The 17,632-nt window shown below is 36.4% G+C and carries 16 protein-coding genes; 12 read left to right on the top strand and 4 right to left on the bottom strand.

The window, feature by feature from the left end; translation table 11 throughout:
- The 3 genes from FB551_RS02080 (at nt 1) to FB551_RS02090 (ending at nt 3,748) form a co-directional block, all read left to right on the top strand.
- Nucleotides 1-1,935, top strand: coding sequence for a transglutaminase-like domain-containing protein (locus tag FB551_RS02080; protein WP_047432165.1), 1,935 nt, complete (start codon nt 1-3; stop codon nt 1,933-1,935).
- A gap of 93 nt (nt 1,936-2,028) precedes the next feature.
- The gene (locus FB551_RS02085) at nt 2,029-2,853 is read left to right on the top strand and encodes an RsiV family protein (protein WP_142014524.1); all 825 of its coding nucleotides are present in this window, start codon (nt 2,029-2,031) and stop codon (nt 2,851-2,853) included.
- Nucleotides 2,854-2,896: 43 nt separating this feature from the next.
- Nucleotides 2,897-3,748, top strand: a complete 852-nt coding sequence (locus tag FB551_RS02090) for a diacylglycerol/lipid kinase family protein (protein ID WP_142018049.1) — start codon at nt 2,897-2,899, stop codon at nt 3,746-3,748.
- Nucleotides 3,749-3,863: 115 nt separating this feature from the next.
- Here the strand turns inward: FB551_RS02090 and FB551_RS02095 are convergent, their stop codons facing one another.
- Nucleotides 3,864-5,144 carry a dicarboxylate/amino acid:cation symporter gene (locus FB551_RS02095; RefSeq protein ID WP_142014527.1) on the bottom strand — a complete coding sequence of 427 codons (1,281 nt, stop codon included), beginning with the start codon at nt 5,142-5,144 and terminating at the stop codon, nt 3,864-3,866.
- A gap of 172 nt (nt 5,145-5,316) precedes the next feature.
- Entirely contained in the window at nt 5,317-7,005 is a 1,689-nt protein-coding gene (gene ggt / locus FB551_RS02100; RefSeq protein WP_142014531.1) for a gamma-glutamyltransferase, read from the bottom strand.
- 202 nt (nt 7,006-7,207) lie between these two features.
- On the opposite strand from ggt, the gene FB551_RS02105 reads away from it, so the two are divergent.
- On the top strand, nt 7,208-8,173 hold the full coding sequence (locus FB551_RS02105; protein ID WP_047432156.1) for an NAD-dependent epimerase/dehydratase family protein: 966 nt from the start codon (nt 7,208-7,210) through the stop codon (nt 8,171-8,173).
- Nucleotides 8,174-8,287: 114 nt separating this feature from the next.
- The gene (locus FB551_RS02110) at nt 8,288-9,010 is read left to right on the top strand and encodes a polysaccharide deacetylase family protein (RefSeq protein WP_226798599.1); all 723 of its coding nucleotides are present in this window, start codon (nt 8,288-8,290) and stop codon (nt 9,008-9,010) included.
- Between the two features lie 133 nt (nt 9,011-9,143).
- Here the strand turns inward: FB551_RS02110 and FB551_RS02115 are convergent, their stop codons facing one another.
- Nucleotides 9,144-10,349: a metallophosphoesterase gene (locus FB551_RS02115; protein ID WP_047432150.1), complete on the bottom strand. Its 1,206-nt coding sequence runs from the start codon at nt 10,347-10,349 to the stop codon at nt 9,144-9,146.
- Nucleotides 10,350-10,415: 66 nt separating this feature from the next.
- On the bottom strand, nt 10,416-11,489 hold the full coding sequence (locus tag FB551_RS02120) for a 3-oxoacyl-ACP synthase III family protein (protein ID WP_142014536.1): 1,074 nt from the start codon (nt 11,487-11,489) through the stop codon (nt 10,416-10,418).
- Nucleotides 11,490-11,590: 101 nt separating this feature from the next.
- Here FB551_RS02120 and FB551_RS02125 point away from each other — a divergent pair, with 101 nt between their 5' ends.
- The 7 genes from FB551_RS02125 (at nt 11,591) to FB551_RS02155 (ending at nt 17,523) form a co-directional block, all read left to right on the top strand.
- On the top strand, nt 11,591-12,160 hold the full coding sequence (locus FB551_RS02125; protein ID WP_034695976.1) for a hypothetical protein: 570 nt from the start codon (nt 11,591-11,593) through the stop codon (nt 12,158-12,160).
- 3 nt (nt 12,161-12,163) lie between these two features.
- Nucleotides 12,164-12,895: a bifunctional demethylmenaquinone methyltransferase/2-methoxy-6-polyprenyl-1,4-benzoquinol methylase UbiE gene (gene ubiE / locus FB551_RS02130; RefSeq protein ID WP_047096897.1), complete on the top strand. Its 732-nt coding sequence runs from the start codon at nt 12,164-12,166 to the stop codon at nt 12,893-12,895.
- Between the two features lie 3 nt (nt 12,896-12,898).
- Nucleotides 12,899-13,681, top strand: a complete 783-nt coding sequence (gene porT / locus FB551_RS02135) for a type IX secretion/gliding motility protein PorT/SprT (RefSeq protein WP_034695972.1) — start codon at nt 12,899-12,901, stop codon at nt 13,679-13,681.
- A 138-nt stretch (nt 13,682-13,819) separates the two neighbouring features.
- Entirely contained in the window at nt 13,820-14,122 is a 303-nt protein-coding gene (locus FB551_RS02140) for a hypothetical protein (protein ID WP_047376863.1), read from the top strand.
- The gene (locus tag FB551_RS02145; RefSeq protein ID WP_047432144.1) at nt 14,122-14,409 is read left to right on the top strand and encodes a cell division protein ZapA; all 288 of its coding nucleotides are present in this window, start codon (nt 14,122-14,124) and stop codon (nt 14,407-14,409) included. The genes FB551_RS02140 and FB551_RS02145 overlap by 1 nt, the downstream gene beginning before the upstream one ends.
- Nucleotides 14,410-14,642: 233 nt before the next feature.
- Nucleotides 14,643-16,208 (top strand): ribonuclease Y, encoded by a 1,566-nt coding sequence (rny, locus tag FB551_RS02150; protein ID WP_047432142.1) that lies wholly within the window; start codon nt 14,643-14,645, stop codon nt 16,206-16,208.
- A gap of 73 nt (nt 16,209-16,281) precedes the next feature.
- Nucleotides 16,282-17,523, top strand: a complete 1,242-nt coding sequence (locus FB551_RS02155) for an MFS transporter (RefSeq protein ID WP_142014543.1) — start codon at nt 16,282-16,284, stop codon at nt 17,521-17,523.
- Nucleotides 17,524-17,632: the final 109 nt, after the last annotated feature.

Raw genomic sequence — 17,632 nt, forward strand, 5'->3', positions numbered from 1 at the left:
ATGAAAAAAATTATAGTATTGCTTTTTTGCTCTGCTAATGCAATATTGTTCAATGCTCAGAAGAAATATGAATTTCTGAACCCTCCCAAATTTAATGAGGCAGATCTGTCGAAAGCAAAATCTTTATTAGATGAAAATGCTCCGGCCGAAATTTTATACAAATCTGCTTATTTTATGGTGGATTCCAATACAGGAAATCTTCACAAAAGATATTTTTACAGAGTGAAGATTTATAATAAAGATAAAGCTGAAGACTGGTTGAATCTTGAAATTCCTATTTATAATGTTGGAACCAACAGAGAATCACTGGGGAAGTTCAAAGCTTTTACTTATAATCTTGAAAACGGAGCTGCTGTTCCTGTAAAAGTGGAAAAAAGTTCTCAGTATAAAAGTAAAGAGAATAAATATGTTACTTTAACAAAATTTGCTTTTCCAAGTGTGAAAAATGGATCTGTCATAGAATATCAATATGAAATTATATCTCCGTTCCGCTTTATGATTCCAGAGGTATTGATAGAATCTGATACTCCTTCACTGAATACGGAATATGTTTTTGATACACCGATCAATATGTCTTATAATGTAAACTATACAGGAGGAATCAGTCCGAAGTATAGAGAAATGGAAGAAAGACAGTTGTATGGAGGGCAATACAGAACCTATAGATTTGCTTATGAGAATTTGACTGGTTTTAAAACTGAAAAATTTGTAAGAAACGATAGAAATTTCAGAACAAAAATCAGTGCTGAGCTAAATTCTACTAATTTTGGCGAGCTTAAACTGTATTCATCTTCATGGGATCAAATTGCAAAGAGACTCTATGATAGTGATGATTTCGGAGGTGAAATAAAAAGAACAAAACTGGCAAGAGAAAATATGCCGGCAGGAGTTTCGGAAATGAAAACAGATCTTGAAAAAGCCAATGCTATATTTTCATACGTTCAGAAAACTTTTACATGGAATAAGGACAAAGGGGTTTATACAGAAGACGGTATCAAAAAACTTTTGGAAACTAAAACCGGCAACGCCGCAGAAATTAATCTTTTCCTTGTTATGATGCTTCGCGAAGCAGGTCTTAAAGCTGATCCGTTGATTATTTCTACAGTAGAGAACGGATTGATCAATATGGTATCCCCTAATATTTCCAATATGAACTTTGTTTTGGCAGCAATTGATATCGATAAGCAGCTGCATATTTATGATGCTACCTCCAAACAATCTTCACTGGATGAAATACCTCTTAAAAACTGGAATCAATATGGAATCCTTGTGACTAAAGATAAAGCTTTGCAGATTCAGATGTCCAATGTAAAATCAAGCAATACTTATCTTACAGCGAATGCCAAAATCAATGATGACGGTAGTATTTCCGGTACTTATTCGGATAAAGATACAGGCGCATACGCGATGTATGCTAAAGACAACTATGATGATAACGCAGAAAAATACAAGAAGCAGTATAAAGAAAACTTTTCAATGGATTTCACGGATATCAATTCAAAAGTGTTGGAAAATGGCGACTTTGAAAGCACTATGAAGTTCTCTTCATCCAACCTTATTGACAGAGTAGGGAAGAAAATGATTATCAATCCTATGTTGTTTTTAAGTAAAAACTCTAATGAATTTGATCAAACCGAAGTAAGAAAATATCCAATTGATTTTGGATCACCCATAACCAGAACAAAAAAGGTCATTCTTGAAATTCCTGAAGGATACAAGATAGAGGAAATGCCTAAAGAAAAAAGGATCGTTACAGAAGATAAAGAAATAGCATATACCTATTCTGTAGAACAAAAAGGAAATATGCTGGAGGTAACTACAACTACAAAAATTGGAAGTTCAGACTACCCGAAAGAATATTACCCTGCATTTAAACAAATCTGGGGTGTAGCTTCGAAATTTGAAAATCAGGTAATCAGCCTTGTTAAGAAGTAATGTTTGAGATAACTTAAACAAAAAAATAAAATTTTTTCAAAAACCATTCATCTTTTGAATGGTTTTTGTATTGGATACCAAAAAAATAGAATTATGAAAAATACGATTGCTGTTATAGCATTATCTTCTTTCTTAGCAGTTACTGCCTGCAAAAAAAATGAAACAGCGGGGCCAGCAGAAAAAACAGAAAGCAAAGCCGCTGAAGAATTTGTAGTAGACTCTGTGAAAGTGAATGACTCTACAAAGATTACCGATTCTTTAAAAGTGAGCTTTACTTCAAAACTTCTGGTTTTTCCTACTTTAAAAGATAAAAAACTGTTAGACAGCATCTATTTTCAGAATGATAAAATCAAAGATTTTTCCAAAGCCGGCCTTCAGGCTTACCTGGACAGTGAAAAGAATAGTTATTTCAATTCTGTAAAAAATGATAATAAAGACTGGGCTTCAGATGTAACTTATGCTCAGAACTGGTATTCAAGTTCCCATATGAATCTTATTTCCAATGCCAACGGTTATATGCATATTCAATATTTGGGAAGCGGATATGAAGGAGGAGCACATGATAATTATGGCTTCTCAGAAAGGGTTTTTGATCTTAAAAACAGCAAAAAAGTAGAACTGAAAGACATTACTTCAATGCCTAAAAATAAAATTGAAGCCATTCTGATGAAAAATATTGATAAAATGAATAGTGGTACGATGGATGGAGATGGAGAAGTGAAGAACTCAGAAATGCTTTTAGTGGATAAAATTCCGGCATCTGATAACTTTTATTTTGATGATAAAAACCTGTATTTTCACTACAGTCCCTATGAAATTGCTGCTTTTGCCGCAGGAGATATTACTATTCCGGTTTCATGGGAAGATCTGAAAGGTACATTAAATACAGAATTTAAAGAAAGAATGAAAATTAAGTAAATTAATGCTTCCAGTTTTGGAAGCATTTTTTAATTTTGTGGTAATGGACAAAGTAGCTTTTATTATCAATCCTTTTTCGGCCAAAAAAAATTATCAGCCGTTTTTAAACGAACTCAAAACAAAGGTTAATAACCCATTGTATTATGTGTCAGAATCCATTCCCGGGACAGAGGAATTTATTCAGGCCCATTTTGAAGAGGTAGATATTTTTGTGGCAATAGGAGGTGACGGTACCATTTCTACAGTGGCCAAAAGCCTTATTAATACAGAGAAAATTCTGGCTATTTTTCCAGCCGGTTCAGGAAATGGATTTTCCAACGAGACACAATTCAGTAAAAATCTCGATGAACTTTTAGAAAAAATAAAAGCAAAAAACTCAAGAAAGATTGATACATTTACTGTGAACGATAGGCTTTCCATCAATGTTTCGGGAACGGGATTTGACGGTAAAGTGGTTAAAGAGTTTGAAAAAACAAGCCGCGGATTCAAGAACTATATCAAAGTTTCCCTGAAAACCTTTTTCAATTATAAACCTATCAAGGTGAAATTTTTTGATGAAAAATATCAACAATACAATGGAAGGTATCTGATGATGAACATCGCCAATACCCGTCAGTTTGGTAACAACGCCTATATTGCACCGAAGGCAAGCAAAAGTGATGGTTTGGTTGACATGGTGTTGGTAAAAAAGTTTCCCCTGACATATTCTGCACTTTTTGCCTTCCGTATGTTTACCAAAAGACTGAAAGATGATGAATATGTCACCTATCTTCCGGTCTCTGAAATATCTTTTAAAGTCAATACCAAAAACTGGCATCTTGACGGTGAATTCAATAAAATCAAATCACCCATTCATGTTAAAGTACAGCCGTCAAGCTTAAGTATTCTGATTTAAAGTTCAAGGTTTAAGGTTTTGAGTTTAAAGCTTACAGGGAGATAGTCCTTAATAAACTTCCACTGAAACTTCATGAATACCTCCTTATACCTGCAACCTACGATCTGCCACCTGTTTATACTTCCAGTTTTTTCTCAACTTCAGCCGGATAATCCAGGCAATATTGAAGTTGGTTCTTATCAAGTTGTTTTTCCCAGTTGGCAACCACTACAGTAGCAACAGAATTTCCTATTACATTGGTCAAAGCTCTGCATTCGCTCATAAACTTATCGATCCCAAGAATTAAAGTCATTCCTGCAATCGGAATTTCAGGAACTACAGCCAGTGTTGCAGCAAGGGTAACAAATCCGGCACCGGTAACGCCTGCGGCCCCTTTTGAACTTAACATAGCCACCAGAAGAAGCATCAGTTGTTTTTCAATAGGAAGGTGAATATTTAATGCCTGAGCAATAAAGAGAGAGGCTAGGGTCATATAAATATTCGTTCCGTCAAGATTAAAAGAATATCCGGTAGGAACTACAAGGCCTACAATAGCTCGTGAACAGCCCGCTTTTTCAAGTTTTTCCATAATTCCCGGTAAGGCAGATTCTGATGAGCTTGTACCCAAAACAAGAAGAAGTTCTTCTTTAAGGTAGAAAAGGAGTTTAAAAATATTAAATCCGTTATACCATGCTACCGCTCCCAATACCAGAACTACAAAAAGGATAGACGTAATATAGAATGTACCTACCAGAAATATAAGATTCAGAACAGAATGAAGCCCATATTTACCGATCGTAAAAGCCATTGCTCCAAAAGCTCCTATTGGGGCCAATTTCATAAGCATGTGCACGATTTTAAATACCGGAGTTGATAAATCCTGTAGAAAATCGGTTACTTTCTGGCTTTTTTCTTTTGTTAAAACCAAAGCAACTCCCATTAAAACAGCAACCAGAAGAACCTGGAGAATATTCTCACCCACCAATGGACTGAATAGTGTCTCCGGAATAATATTCATTATGAAGCCTGTCAGTGTTGATTCGTGGGCCTTTGCCTGATATTGTGAAACATCCCCTGAAAGAGTAGAAGGATCAATATTTAAACCATGCCCCGGCTGTAAAATATTTCCTACCACTAATCCGATGATAAGAGCAAGGGTTGAAAAGGTGAAAAAGTAGATCATTGCTTTGATTGCAATTCTGCCTACTTTTTTCAAATCGGTCATGTGGGCGATTCCTAACGTAAGAGTAATAAAAATTACCGGAGCGATAATCATTTTTACCAGTTTAATGAATCCGTCTCCCAAAGGTTTCATCTTTTCTCCTAGTTCAGGATAAAATTTTCCAAGAAGAACCCCCGCAATAATGGCTATGATCACCTGGAAATAAAGCTGATTGTGTATTTTTTTTGCTTTCAAAGAACAGTCGTTTTGTTTTTTTAAGGGCGAAAATTAAGAAAATTTATCTGAAAACATGACAAAAGTCATTGAAAAGAATCTATAGCGTTTGTTGTATAGGATGATTTAAAAAAAACCGGGCTTCATTCGAAGAATGAAGCCCGGGATGTATTTTATTTTTATGATATAAGAGTTATTCCACTGCAACAGAATCATCTCCACGGCCGTCTGCCACTGCATGGATATTTCCATTATCATCAAGGACAATCATCTCTGTTTTCCCGATGTATTTTGTCTTTTCAATAACGTAATTCTTACTTTTCAGTTCAGAAATAGTGCTTTCCGGAAAATTATTTTCAACCGTTATGGTTTCAGGAAGCCACTGATGGTGAAATTTTGGTGCATTGACTGACATATTCGCATTCAGTTTAAAATCTACGACATTGACAATAGATTGATACACTGAAGTTGGGATTGTAGTTCCTCCAGGTGTACCCACTACCATATATGGTTTTCCGTTCTTAAGAATAATGGTGGGAGTCATAGAAGAAAGCATTCTCTTATTAGGTTGTATTGAATTGGCTTCGCCACCCACAGCCCCAAACATATTCGGGACACCTGGTTTGATCGAAAAGTCATCCATTTCATTATTTAAAAAGAAGCCGGCGCCTGAAACAAGCACTTTGCTTCCGTAATATCCGTTCAGAGTTGTCGTTACCGAAGCTGCATTTCCATCCTTATCCAATACAGAAATATGAGTGGTCTGCATAGATTCTTTAGGTTGTTCTATGATTTTACCCACTTCGGCACTTGGTGTAGCTTTATCAAAACTGAAGCTTTTCCATCTTCCTTTCAGATAATCATCAGAGATCAGGTAAGAAGTTTTATCCTGAATAAAATCCGGATCACCCATATATTCTGCTCTGTCTGCAAAAGCTCTTCTTTCTGCTTCAGTCATGATCTGAACAGCTTTTGTAGAGTTTTGCTGATACTTTTCAAGGTTTTCAAAACTGGCCACTCTGAGCATCTGGGCAAGAAGAACTCCGCCGCTTGATGGTAAAGGCATTGTGACAACATCATTTCCTTTGTATTCAAATTCTAATGCTTTTCTCTCAGCAACTTTATAGTTTTTAAGATCTTCCAATGTGATGATTCCGTTACCTCTTTTCATCTCTGCTACCAGAAGATCAGCTGTTTTTCCTTCATAAAAACCTTTAGCTCCCAGTTTTTGGATTAGCTTAAGGGTTTCTGCCAGGTCTTTTTGAACCAAAAGATCTCCAGCTTTCCATGGCGTATCTTTTACAAAAATGATAGATGATTTATTATGTCTCTGGAATTTTTCCCTTTGATTATTCAGCATTTCCGCTTCCTTATCCGTAATGGCGAATCCTTTTTCTGCAAGGTCAATAGCGGGCTGGATAATCTTTTCCATTGGCAGTTTACAGTATTTGAGAGTAGCAAAGAATCCTGCCACACTTCCTGGGATACCTACAGCAAGTCTTCCGTTTTGGGATAAATCTGTATCTGCTTTTCCCTTTTTATCAATATACATGTCCCGGGAAGCTTTTTTAGGAGCTGTTTCCCTGTAATCCAGAGTAAATTTTTCCCCGTTATTTTTTACGCCTACCAAAAAACCGCCTCCTCCGATATTTCCAGCTTGCGGATATACAACGGCAAGGGCATACTGTGTTGCGGTAACGGCGTCGTAAGCATTTCCGCCCATCTTTAAGATTTTGGCTCCCGCTTCACTGGCTAACGGATGTGCAGAGACTACCACACCTTTCTTTTTTACCTGTACTTCTTTGATAATATTGATGTCAGTAAATTGAGCCCAACTGAGCTGTGCCGCCAAAAGCATCGAAGCAATTAAAATCTTCTTCATATGATTGTTTTTTCTTACAACAAAATTATTGAAATTTAAGTTAATGTCAGCTAGTGATGATTGTATTTGATTATTTCTATTGTTGAGGAAGATTTTAGCTGGCTATCAGTGTCTTTAATCAGGGGAATGTTTTTAAATACACCTTTTTTATTATGGTTGGCATGTTTTTTTTACTTTTGTACAATTCTAAAAAAATCTGAAAATGGAATCCTATACGGAAAGAATACTGATTACAGGTGCCTTGGGACAAATTGGTACCGAACTGACGAACAGACTTGTTGAAATTCACGGAGCAGAAAACGTTGTTGCTTCAGGATTGGACAGATGGCAGGAAGGAATTACTTCTGCCGGACACTATGAAAGAATGGATGTTACCAATACCCAATTGGTAAGACAGGTGATTCATGATTACGAGATCACTACAGTGTATCACCTTGCTTCACTTTTATCCGGAACTTCTGAAAAGCAGCCTATTTTCGCATGGAAACTAAATCTTGAGCCACTGCTTCATTTTTGTGAAATGGCGAAAGAAGGGCTACTTAAAAAGATCTTCTGGCCAAGTTCCATCGCTGTATTTGGAAAAGGAATTCCAAAGCATGATGTAGGACAGGATGTGGTGCTGAACCCAACTACTGTTTACGGAATCTCTAAAATGGCAGGGGAGAAGTGGTGTGAATACTATTTCGACAAATATGGTGTAGATGTAAGAAGTATCAGATATCCTGGATTAATCTCATGGAAGACTCCTGCAGGAGGTGGAACTACCGACTATGCTGTTGAGATTTTCTACAAAGCAATTGAAGACGGAAAGTATACAAGTTTCATTTCAGAGAATACAGGAATGCCGATGTTGTATATGGATGATGCTATCAACGCAACCTTGAAATTAATGGATGCTCCAAAAGAAAGTGTAACGGTTCGTTCTTCTTATAATTTGGGTGGAATGTCTTTTACTCCAAAAGAACTGGCAGAAGAAATCACAAAAGAAATTCCAAATTTTACGATCGATTATAACCCCGATTTCAGACAGGCAATCGCAGATTCATGGCCAGCTTCTATTGATGATTCGGTAGCGAAAAAAGACTGGGGTCTTACCTATGACTTTGGAATTTCTGAGATGACAAAAGATATGATTAAAAATCTTAAGATAAAATTAGCTAAGGATTAATAATGTAAAGCAATACTTTAATTACTTTTGCTTTTAACATCTGATTTTTAATATTTTAAAGAATTTATATAAATTTTAATTTAAATGGTATTATTGACTTTTAACATCACTTGTATGGAGGCTGAAGTAAAAAACGGCTCTCAAATTACTGATGAAGAACGATTGAAAATCACTGAAGATAATACCAAAGCGATTCTTAGAATTTTAGATATTCATGATATCAAATCAAGTTTTTTTGTAGAGGTTTCTCTTACCGAAAAACTTCAGAATTTAATAAAAGCAATTTCATCCAAAGGGCATGAAATTGCTTTTTATAATAAAGGGTCAAATCCGGAAGAAATAGAAAATGCCAAGAAGAGTATTCAGGATCTTTTGGAAAAACAGATCAGGGGAATTCGTCAGAAAGATGTAAAAGTTGCTCAGGAAACTTTGAAGCTGATGGAATTTAATTATGTCTCCAATATTGATAATGCCAATATTCTTTTTCCTTTCAAAAGACTCAAAAGAGATACCGAAATTACAGAAGAGGATGGTTTGAGTATTGTTCCAGAAAGTATCTCTCCGTACAGTCAGCTGCCCTATAATGACTTTGTATTTCAGATCCTGCCAATGAAGTATTATCAGAACATGGTGCTGGAAACTTTGCAGAATGAAGAATTTGTGCTGATCTATCTGAACACATGGCAGTTTACAGATTTCAACAAATACCGTTTTGATATTCCTTTTTACCGAAGATTGTTTTCGGGCAAAAAAATGGAGGACAAATTAGATGCCCTCCTTACTTTTCTCAATGAACGGGAAATGGCTACTTCCCGTATGAAAGATTATATTTTTTAGTTTGCAGGTGTTAGGTTGCAGCTATTAGGTAAAGAATTTAAGGTTCTAAGTTCAGGGTTTAATGTTTTGTGTAACACGTAACTCGAAACCCAATAACTCGCAACTTATAATTCGTATCCCGAACCCCGCATCTCTAACTCAGCTCAAAAAGCGTAATTTCCGGTAATACACCCACTCTTCCCGGATAGCCCAATACTCCAAACCCTCTGTTGACATACAGCAGCTTTCCTTCGCTTTCATATAAATCTGCCCATTTTGGATATTTGTATTGTACCGGTGACCATTTTACATTTTTAAGATCCAGACCAAACTGCATTCCATGGGTGTGTCCCGAAAGGGTTAAATGGATATTTGCAGGATGTTTTTTTACCACATAATCAAAATGGGTAGGGTCGTGGCTCATTAAAATTTTGGTAGCAGATTCCGGCACGCCTTTTAGAGCATCATCTATTTTTCCGAATTGAGGGAATGGTTTCAGCCCCCAGTTTTCAACGCCCAGAATGTATAGTTTTTCTCCGTTTTTTTCTATGACTCTGTGCTCGTTTCTCAACATATCAAAACCAGCCTGCTTTTCATAACTAATCAGTGTGTCAAGGTTTTCTTTTTTGGCTGCAGGTGATTCCCAGGATACATAATCTCCGTAATCATGGTTCCCTAATACTGCAAATTTGCCATCTTTAGCCTGGATTTTTGAAAATAAAGGAATGAAAGGTTTGAATTCATCCGCAACGTTATTTACCATATCTCCGGTAAATAATACCAGGTCGGGCTTTTGTTCATTAATCAGCTCAATGGCGTGCTCTAATTTGCTGGGATCAGAAAAACTCCCACTGTGAACATCTGAAATCTGGATGATTTTGTAGCCTTTAAAGCTTTGGGGAAGGTTGGCAAAATTTACTCTTACTCTTCTCACTTTATGTCTGTACTTCCCAAACGTAATTCCATCTATGAAAAGAGCAGAAAGAACACCACTCATTCCCAATCCTACAAGACTCAGGAACTTTCGTCTTTCCGGAAAGAAATTTTCCGAGGGCTTGGCAAAACCGATCAGATAACCTCCGGTTCTTATAATATCATCAATTAATAAAAACAGAACTACGAAGATTTTTGGAAGAATGAAAATCAAAAATAATGAAATCATGATCTGGGCTCTTACCATACTTTTGTCTGATCTTTGGTAGTGGGTAACTTCATAGGCGAAAATACCATACACCGCTAAAGATATGACCCAATATCCGATTCTGATCCAGAAATTATCGGTAAGTGTTCTGATAGCCTGATAAATATACACTTCCAAAAACAGGAAGATTCCGGCGATGATTAAAAAATTCTTTTGCATGTTCTGATCAAAAAAAGCACAAAGAATAAACTTCCCTGTGCTTTTATATTTTTAATGGTTTAAATATTACTTTTTAGGAAATCTATAAACGATAGCATTGATGTTCATTCCGGCACCTACCGAAGTCATCACAATGTTACCATTATCTTTAAACGATTGACCCTCCATTTTTCCTTTAATTATTAAATCATACATAGTAGGAATTGTTGCTACAGAGGTGTTTCCAAGATCCTGAATCGTCATAGGAGAGATCGCATGATCATACTCTTTTACATCATATAGTCTGTGAAGTCTTTCAATCATGGCATAATCCATTTTAGCATTTGCCTGATGAATTAAGATTTTATCTATATCTTTAATAGAAAGACCTGCGTCTGTGATCGTTTCTTTTATGGCAACCGGTACGTTTTTAAGAGCGTATTCGTAGATTTTTCTTCCCAGCATTCTTACATAAAGACGTTTTTGGTCTACTTCTTTATTGATAGATGGCTGGTTTTCAAGATAATTTAATTCCGGTCCGTTATCACAAATAGTGTTGTGAGCAATGATTCCAACATTTTCCTCATCTGTTGCTTTTACCACTACAGCTCCGGCGCCGTCTGCAAAGATCATTCTGTTTCTGTCATGCGGATCTGTTACTCGGCTTAAAGTTTCTCCTCCGATAACAAGAATTGTTTTAGCTACTTTAGCTTTAATAAGGTTATCAGCCAAAATCATTGCTTCTACCCATCCCGGACATCCGAAAAGCATATCATACGTTACGCATTTTCTGTTTTTGATCCCCAGTTTATTTTTTACTCTTGCTGCCATGGTAGGCATAAAATCAGCATATCCGTTTTCGGTAACCTCCCCGAAATTGCTTGCGTAGATGATATAATCCAATTCTTCGCCGTCTACTTTTGCATCCTCAAGGGCAATTTTTGCAGCTTCATAACCGATTTGAGAGTTGGAAAGATCATCCTCAATGAATCTCCTGTTTTCGATTTCTGTAATCTCTACAAATTTCGCAATGGTCTCTTCCACAGGCTTTTCAATCTTTACTCCGTCTTCAGTGTAGAACTCGGAATTCATGAAGTAATCTCTACCAATAACTCTGTTCGGAATATAACATCCAGAGCCAATAATGATCGTATTCGGCATTCGTTTATATGATTTTTTTAAAGATGCAAAGTTAATAATTAATATTAATAACGGAGAATTAAAAATATTATTAAATTTGCAAAAATTGTACTTTACAATCTATGAAAAACAACTCGTCCTTAAAAGGCTTACTTATTGCAGCTGTGGCGTTTATCGTTGCCTTTGGGATCTACTTCCTTTTTTTAGCCAAGAAGAATTATTATGTTGTAGATAATCCTACCCCGAATACGTATTACTTTAAGATCAATAACGGATCTGAAGGAATTATTTCTGCGGGGCAGTATGTGCATGTGGATTTGAATAAAGGGAAAAACTCTATTCAGGTTTTTGATCAGAACAAGAAAATGCTTTACGATTCAGCATTTGAAGTCAATAAACTTCGTGGTCTGATTAATATTACCCATCAGGATTACTACGTAAATGATCAGTATTACGGATACAATCTTAAAAAAGATTCGTTACTGGCCAACCTTGATAAAACTGTTATTGACGGAAAGGATTATTACGGAGGAGCAAGACGCTTCAATAAGCTTTACACAGAAGATTTTTATTACAATGTAGATGAAGACTATGACAAAGTGATCAAAAATATCCAGAAAGTGGAGTCACGATCCAAAATCTTCAGAAAGCAGGATTACCTAAATTATTACAAAGAATATTACAAGTTTTAAGTTTTGACAAAAGATATCACCAAAGTTACTCCCTACAATTCAGAGGCTACAAAAAAAAGCCAGGTAGAGGATATGTTCGACAACATTGCACCGAAGTATGACCTTCTGAACCATGTTTTATCCATGAAAATTGACGTTCTGTGGAGAAATAAACTGGTAAGATGGATGAAAAATGATAATCCGCAGGAAGTGCTGGATGTGGCTACAGGAACAGGAGATCTGGCAATTACTATTGAAAAAGGAACCGGTTCTAAAGTAGTTGGATTAGATTTATCACAACAAATGCTGAATGTTGGCGTTATTAAAATAAAAAAACTTAAATTAGACGGCAAAATTTCCATGCAAAAAGGAGATGCAGAAAATTTACCTTTCGAGGACAATAGATTTGATGCTGTTTCCGTTGCATTTGGAGTAAGGAATTTTGAAAACCTTACCAAAGGTTTGGCAGAGTTAAGAAGAGTAGTTAAAGATAACAAAAGTGTTTATATACTGGAGTTTTCAAAGGTTGAGGGTTTCATGGGACCATTTTATATGTTTTACTTCAAAAATATATTACCTGCCATCGGCAGATTGGTTTCTAAGGATAATAGGGCGTATACATACCTTCCGGATTCTGTAAATGCTTTTCCTTTCGGGGAGAAGATGAAGCAAATTCTTTTAGATACGGGATTTAAGAAAGTTGAATATAAAAAATTAAGTTTAGGTATAGCCACAATTTATAAAGCAACAAAGTAACCTATGAATAAATTTCTATTAAAAGCACTGGTTTTAACCTCAGTAAATGTTGCCGTTTTTGCAAACGCGCAATTCAGAACCCGAAACAGAATGGATAAGTTGGAAGATTTCGACGAACAGAAATTCAGTTGGGGGTTTTATTTGAACGGGAACAGACTGGATTACCGCATTGTTTTGCATCCGAAATATGGGATGAATGATAATGAAAACCTTGTTACCTCTAAGGAAAGTTATAGTTTCGGTGCCGGGCTTATTGCAAAATGGAGACTGAATGACTATCTTGATGTAAGAGTAGAACCAGGATTACAGTTTGCGCAAAGACAGTTGACTTTTAATACTCAATCCAATGACATTTATGCAGGTGGATCTTTAACCAATCCTCCTTTTATGCCATTCCCTTTACAGGAAAAGGATAAAGTAAGAGAAATTAAATCTACTTTGATTGATATTCCGGTGCTTCTGGAACTTCATGGTCAAAGATGGTACAATTCAAGACCTTACGTTGCTGCAGGGGTAAACTATGTGGTCAACCTTCAGTCTAACTCAAGTTCTACAGATGACAACATGCAGGGAATCTACAGATCCACAACACATAATTTTGCTTGGTCTGCAGAAATGGGTATTCAGTTTTATTTCAACAAGTTTAAACTGACTCCTGCGGTAAGAGGAACATTCTTCATGAACAACGAAAAAGTGGCAGATAACGCTACTACACCTCCTTACTGGTCATCTGCGATCTCTACATTGCAGACAAGAGCAGTAATGTTCGTTCTGAAATTTGAATAAAAATATTCTATTGAAAAATACACAGGAGGTGCACTAGCGCCTCCTTTTTTATTGTTATATCAAAATATAGAGTGTTTTATTTTTGTTAGTGTTATTATTTTTTTATTTTTGCTTTTAGTTAGAATATACAAACCTGAAATGCTTCAAGATTTAGAAAACAATTTTTCAGAATTAGAGAGAAAGATTTCGACTCTGCAAAAGAACTATAAAAATCTTACAGAAAATTTAAAAGAATTAAATATTGAGCATGAAGAGTTGAAGAAGAAATATGATGAGGAGAGAAGAAAGAATCAGGTATTAGCAGAAGAACAAAAAAATATAAAACTTTATTCAGCAATATCAGGAAATCCTGAACACAATAGGTTAATGAAAAACCATATCAACAGATTGGTAAAAGAGATTGATTTCTGTATTGCTCAGCTTCAAAACAGTGGATTATAATGGAGGTAAGGAGAATAACCGTCAACATTGCAGGAAGAGTGTATCCGCTGAACGTACCGGCAGCAGAGGAAGAAACTTTGCGTAAAGTAGGGAAGCAGATCGAGAATATGATTAAAGATTTTGAACAGAATTTCGATGTAAGAGATAAACAGGATGCTTTGGCAATGTGCGCCCTTAAACTGGGAACCAATGCAGAGGTATTTTCTCTGAACTACGAAAAAAATATTAATTCAACCAACGAAAGATTAACGCAGATTAATCAGTCGTTGAATGAAATCGGGAAATAGATTTTTTTTCCTGAAAAGTACTGCCTACAATAATTCTAACACATTAAAGGTAAACTCAACGCTAAACAATTACCGAACAAATGTCCATCGAATGGCGTGCCGGATTTCCGGATTACAGACAGTGGAAATCAGTTCAAATCGTGTTGATTAGGAGTTTACTCTCAATCTCTGGATTATTGTGGGCTTTTTTTATTGAACAAGGATATGAATACAATTAAAACTCAATATAAATTATGATAGAAGTTATAGTCGGTGTTGTTTGTTTAGTAATCGGAGCTGTCGTGGGAATGTTTTTTTCCAGAAGTTCTCTGAATACTAAAGCAAAATTCATCATAGATGATGCCAAGAAAAATGCCGAAAACCTTATAGAAAAAGCTAACGTACAAGCTGAATCCATAAAGAAAGAAAAGAATCTTCAGGCTAAAGAAAAATTCCTGGAATTGAAATCACAGCATGACGCTGACATTCAATCCCGCGAAAAGAAAATGCAGGAAGTTGAAAAGAGAACGAAAGACAAAGAGCATAAGCTGAATGATGAACTTAGCAAGACAGGAAAGCTTGAAAAAGACTTAGACAAGCAGATTGCAGATTATGCTAAGAAGAACGAAATTCTGGACAGAAAACAGCAGGAATTAGATATAGCTACTGCCAAGAAAGTAGAAATACTTGAAAAAATCTCTAATTATACCGCAGAGGAAGCTAAAGCAGAATTGGTGGAAACTATGAGAGCTGAGGCAAAAACAAGAGCGCAGGCACATGTTCAGAGCATTATGGAAGAAGCTCAGCTGAATGCCAAGAATGAAGCAAGAAAGATTGTTATTCAGACGATTCAGAGAATTGGAACCGAGCAGGCTATCGAGAATTCAGTATCAGTTTTCAACATTGAATCTGATGAAGTAAAAGGTAGAATTATCGGTAGAGAAGGTAGAAATATCCGTGCTTTAGAAGCGGTAACCGGAGTAGAAATTATTGTTGATGACACTCCTGAAGCTATCCTTCTTTCATGTTTCGATCCTGTAAGAAGAGAGATTGCAAGACTATCCCTTCACAGATTGGTAACCGATGGTAGAATTCACCCGGCAAGAATCGAAGAAGTAGTAGAAAAAACTAGAAAACAGATTGAGGAGGAAATCATTGAAGTAGGTAAGAGAACGATCATTGATTTAGGAATCCACGGATTACACCCTGAATTGATCAAAATCGTAGGTAGAATGAAATACCGTTCTTCTTATGGACAAAACTTACTACAGCACTCAAGAGAAGTAGCAAACATCGCTGCAACCATGGCTGCTGAGTTAGGATTAAACGTAAAATTAGCGAAAAGAGCAGGTCTTCTACACGATATTGGTAAAGTTCCTGAGCAGGAATCAGAATTACCACACGCACTATTAGGGATGCAGTGGGCTGAGAAATACGGTGAAAACCCTGAAGTGGTAAATGCTATTGGAGCTCACCACGACGAAATTGAAATGAAATCATTATTATCTCCGATTATTCAGGTTGCCGATGCAATCTCAGGAGCAAGACCGGGGGCAAGAAGACAGGTGTTGGAATCTTATATCCAGCGATTAAAAGATCTTGAATCTGCTGCATTAAGCTTCGATGGAGTATCCAGTGCTTATGCGATCCAGGCAGGTAGAGAACTGAGAGTAATGGTAGAGAGCGGAAAAGTAAATGACGAAGTAGCTTCTCAACTTTCTTACGATATCTCAGAGAAAATCCAGAATGAACTGACGTATCCGGGACAGGTAAAAGTAACAGTAATCAGAGAAACGAGAGCTGTGAATATTGCCAGATAATAATCAGAAAAAGATATTTGATAAAAACCTTTCAAGAAATTGAAAGGTTTTTTATTTTTATCAAAACTTAAAAATGCAAGAACTGTCCCTGTCTTCAAAACTGAAGTACATTTTTTCTATCCCCGTTATTATTTCTGCGCTCGGCTATTTTGTAGATATCTATGACCTCCTTTTATTCGGGATTGTCAGAATACCCAGTTTAAAAGCTTTGGGGCTTAATCCGGATGCGGACGGGACTTTTATTTTAAACTGTCAGATGGTAGGACTTCTTATCGGAGGCGTTTTCTGGGGTATTTTTGGAGATAAAAAAGGAAGACTTTCTGTACTTTTTGGGTCCATTTTAGTATACTCTTTAGCGAATATTGCCTGTGGTTTCCTTCCTTATTTTCCAAAAGAGCATTTGCTGTACCAATATGCAGGTTTAAGGTTTATTGCAGGTATTGGGTTAGCTGGAGAACTTGGAGCTGGAATTACACTGGTTTCTGAAAGTCTGCCGAAAAGTTTAAGGGCAATCGGAACCTCCGTTGTTGCGGGTTTTGGTTTAATGGGAGCAGTTGTAGCTCAGCTTACCGTAGAACTGGCCGGAGGCTGGAATATTTCTTACATTATCGGTGGGATCATGGGAATTATGTTATTGGTACTGAGAATAAGCGTATCCGAATCCGGGATTTATAAAAATATTGAGCATAAAAATGTCTCCAAAGGAAACTTTCTATCCTTTTTCACCAATAAAGACAGATTGATAAGGTATTTAAAATGTATTGCAGTAGGATTGCCTACCTGGTATTGCATAGGGATTCTGGCTGTTTTGGCTAATCAGTTTGCTCCTGAATTAGGAATAAAGGACATCAACCCCGGAAAAGCAATTATGTGGGCTTATGTAGGGATTTCTGTCGGTGATCTCTTGAGTGGTTTTATTTCCCATGCTTTAAAATCACGGAAAATGGCCATCTTTTATATGTTGATTTTCACGCTGATCGGGGTGGCATTCATGTTATTCGGAAATACCAATACGGAAACAAAATATTACATGTTTTGTGTATGGCTGGGATTTGGAACAGGATATTGGGCCATGTTTGTAACACTGGCGGCAGAACAGTTCGGGACCAATATCAGGAATACAGCAACCACAACGGTTCCCAACATGGTAAGGGGATTGGTGCCGGTAATGATATTTGCTTTTGATTCCCTTAAAGGTCATTTCGCGATTGTGGAAAGTGCTGCTATAGTAGGAGTGGTGGTATTCGGGCTGGCATTTTATTCTTCGCTTACCATTTCAGAGACCCACGACAGAGATCTTGAATTTACAGAATAATTTAACTTGTTTAAAAAAAAACAAATCATTATTCCTTATTTTGAATACAATAATGAAGTTATAATCAATAAATTATTAATTTTTGTATTGATTTTTGTTGCGTGTAATT

Source organism: Chryseobacterium aquifrigidense (assembly GCF_006716485.1).
Lineage (GTDB): Bacteria > Bacteroidota > Bacteroidia > Flavobacteriales > Weeksellaceae > Chryseobacterium > Chryseobacterium vietnamense.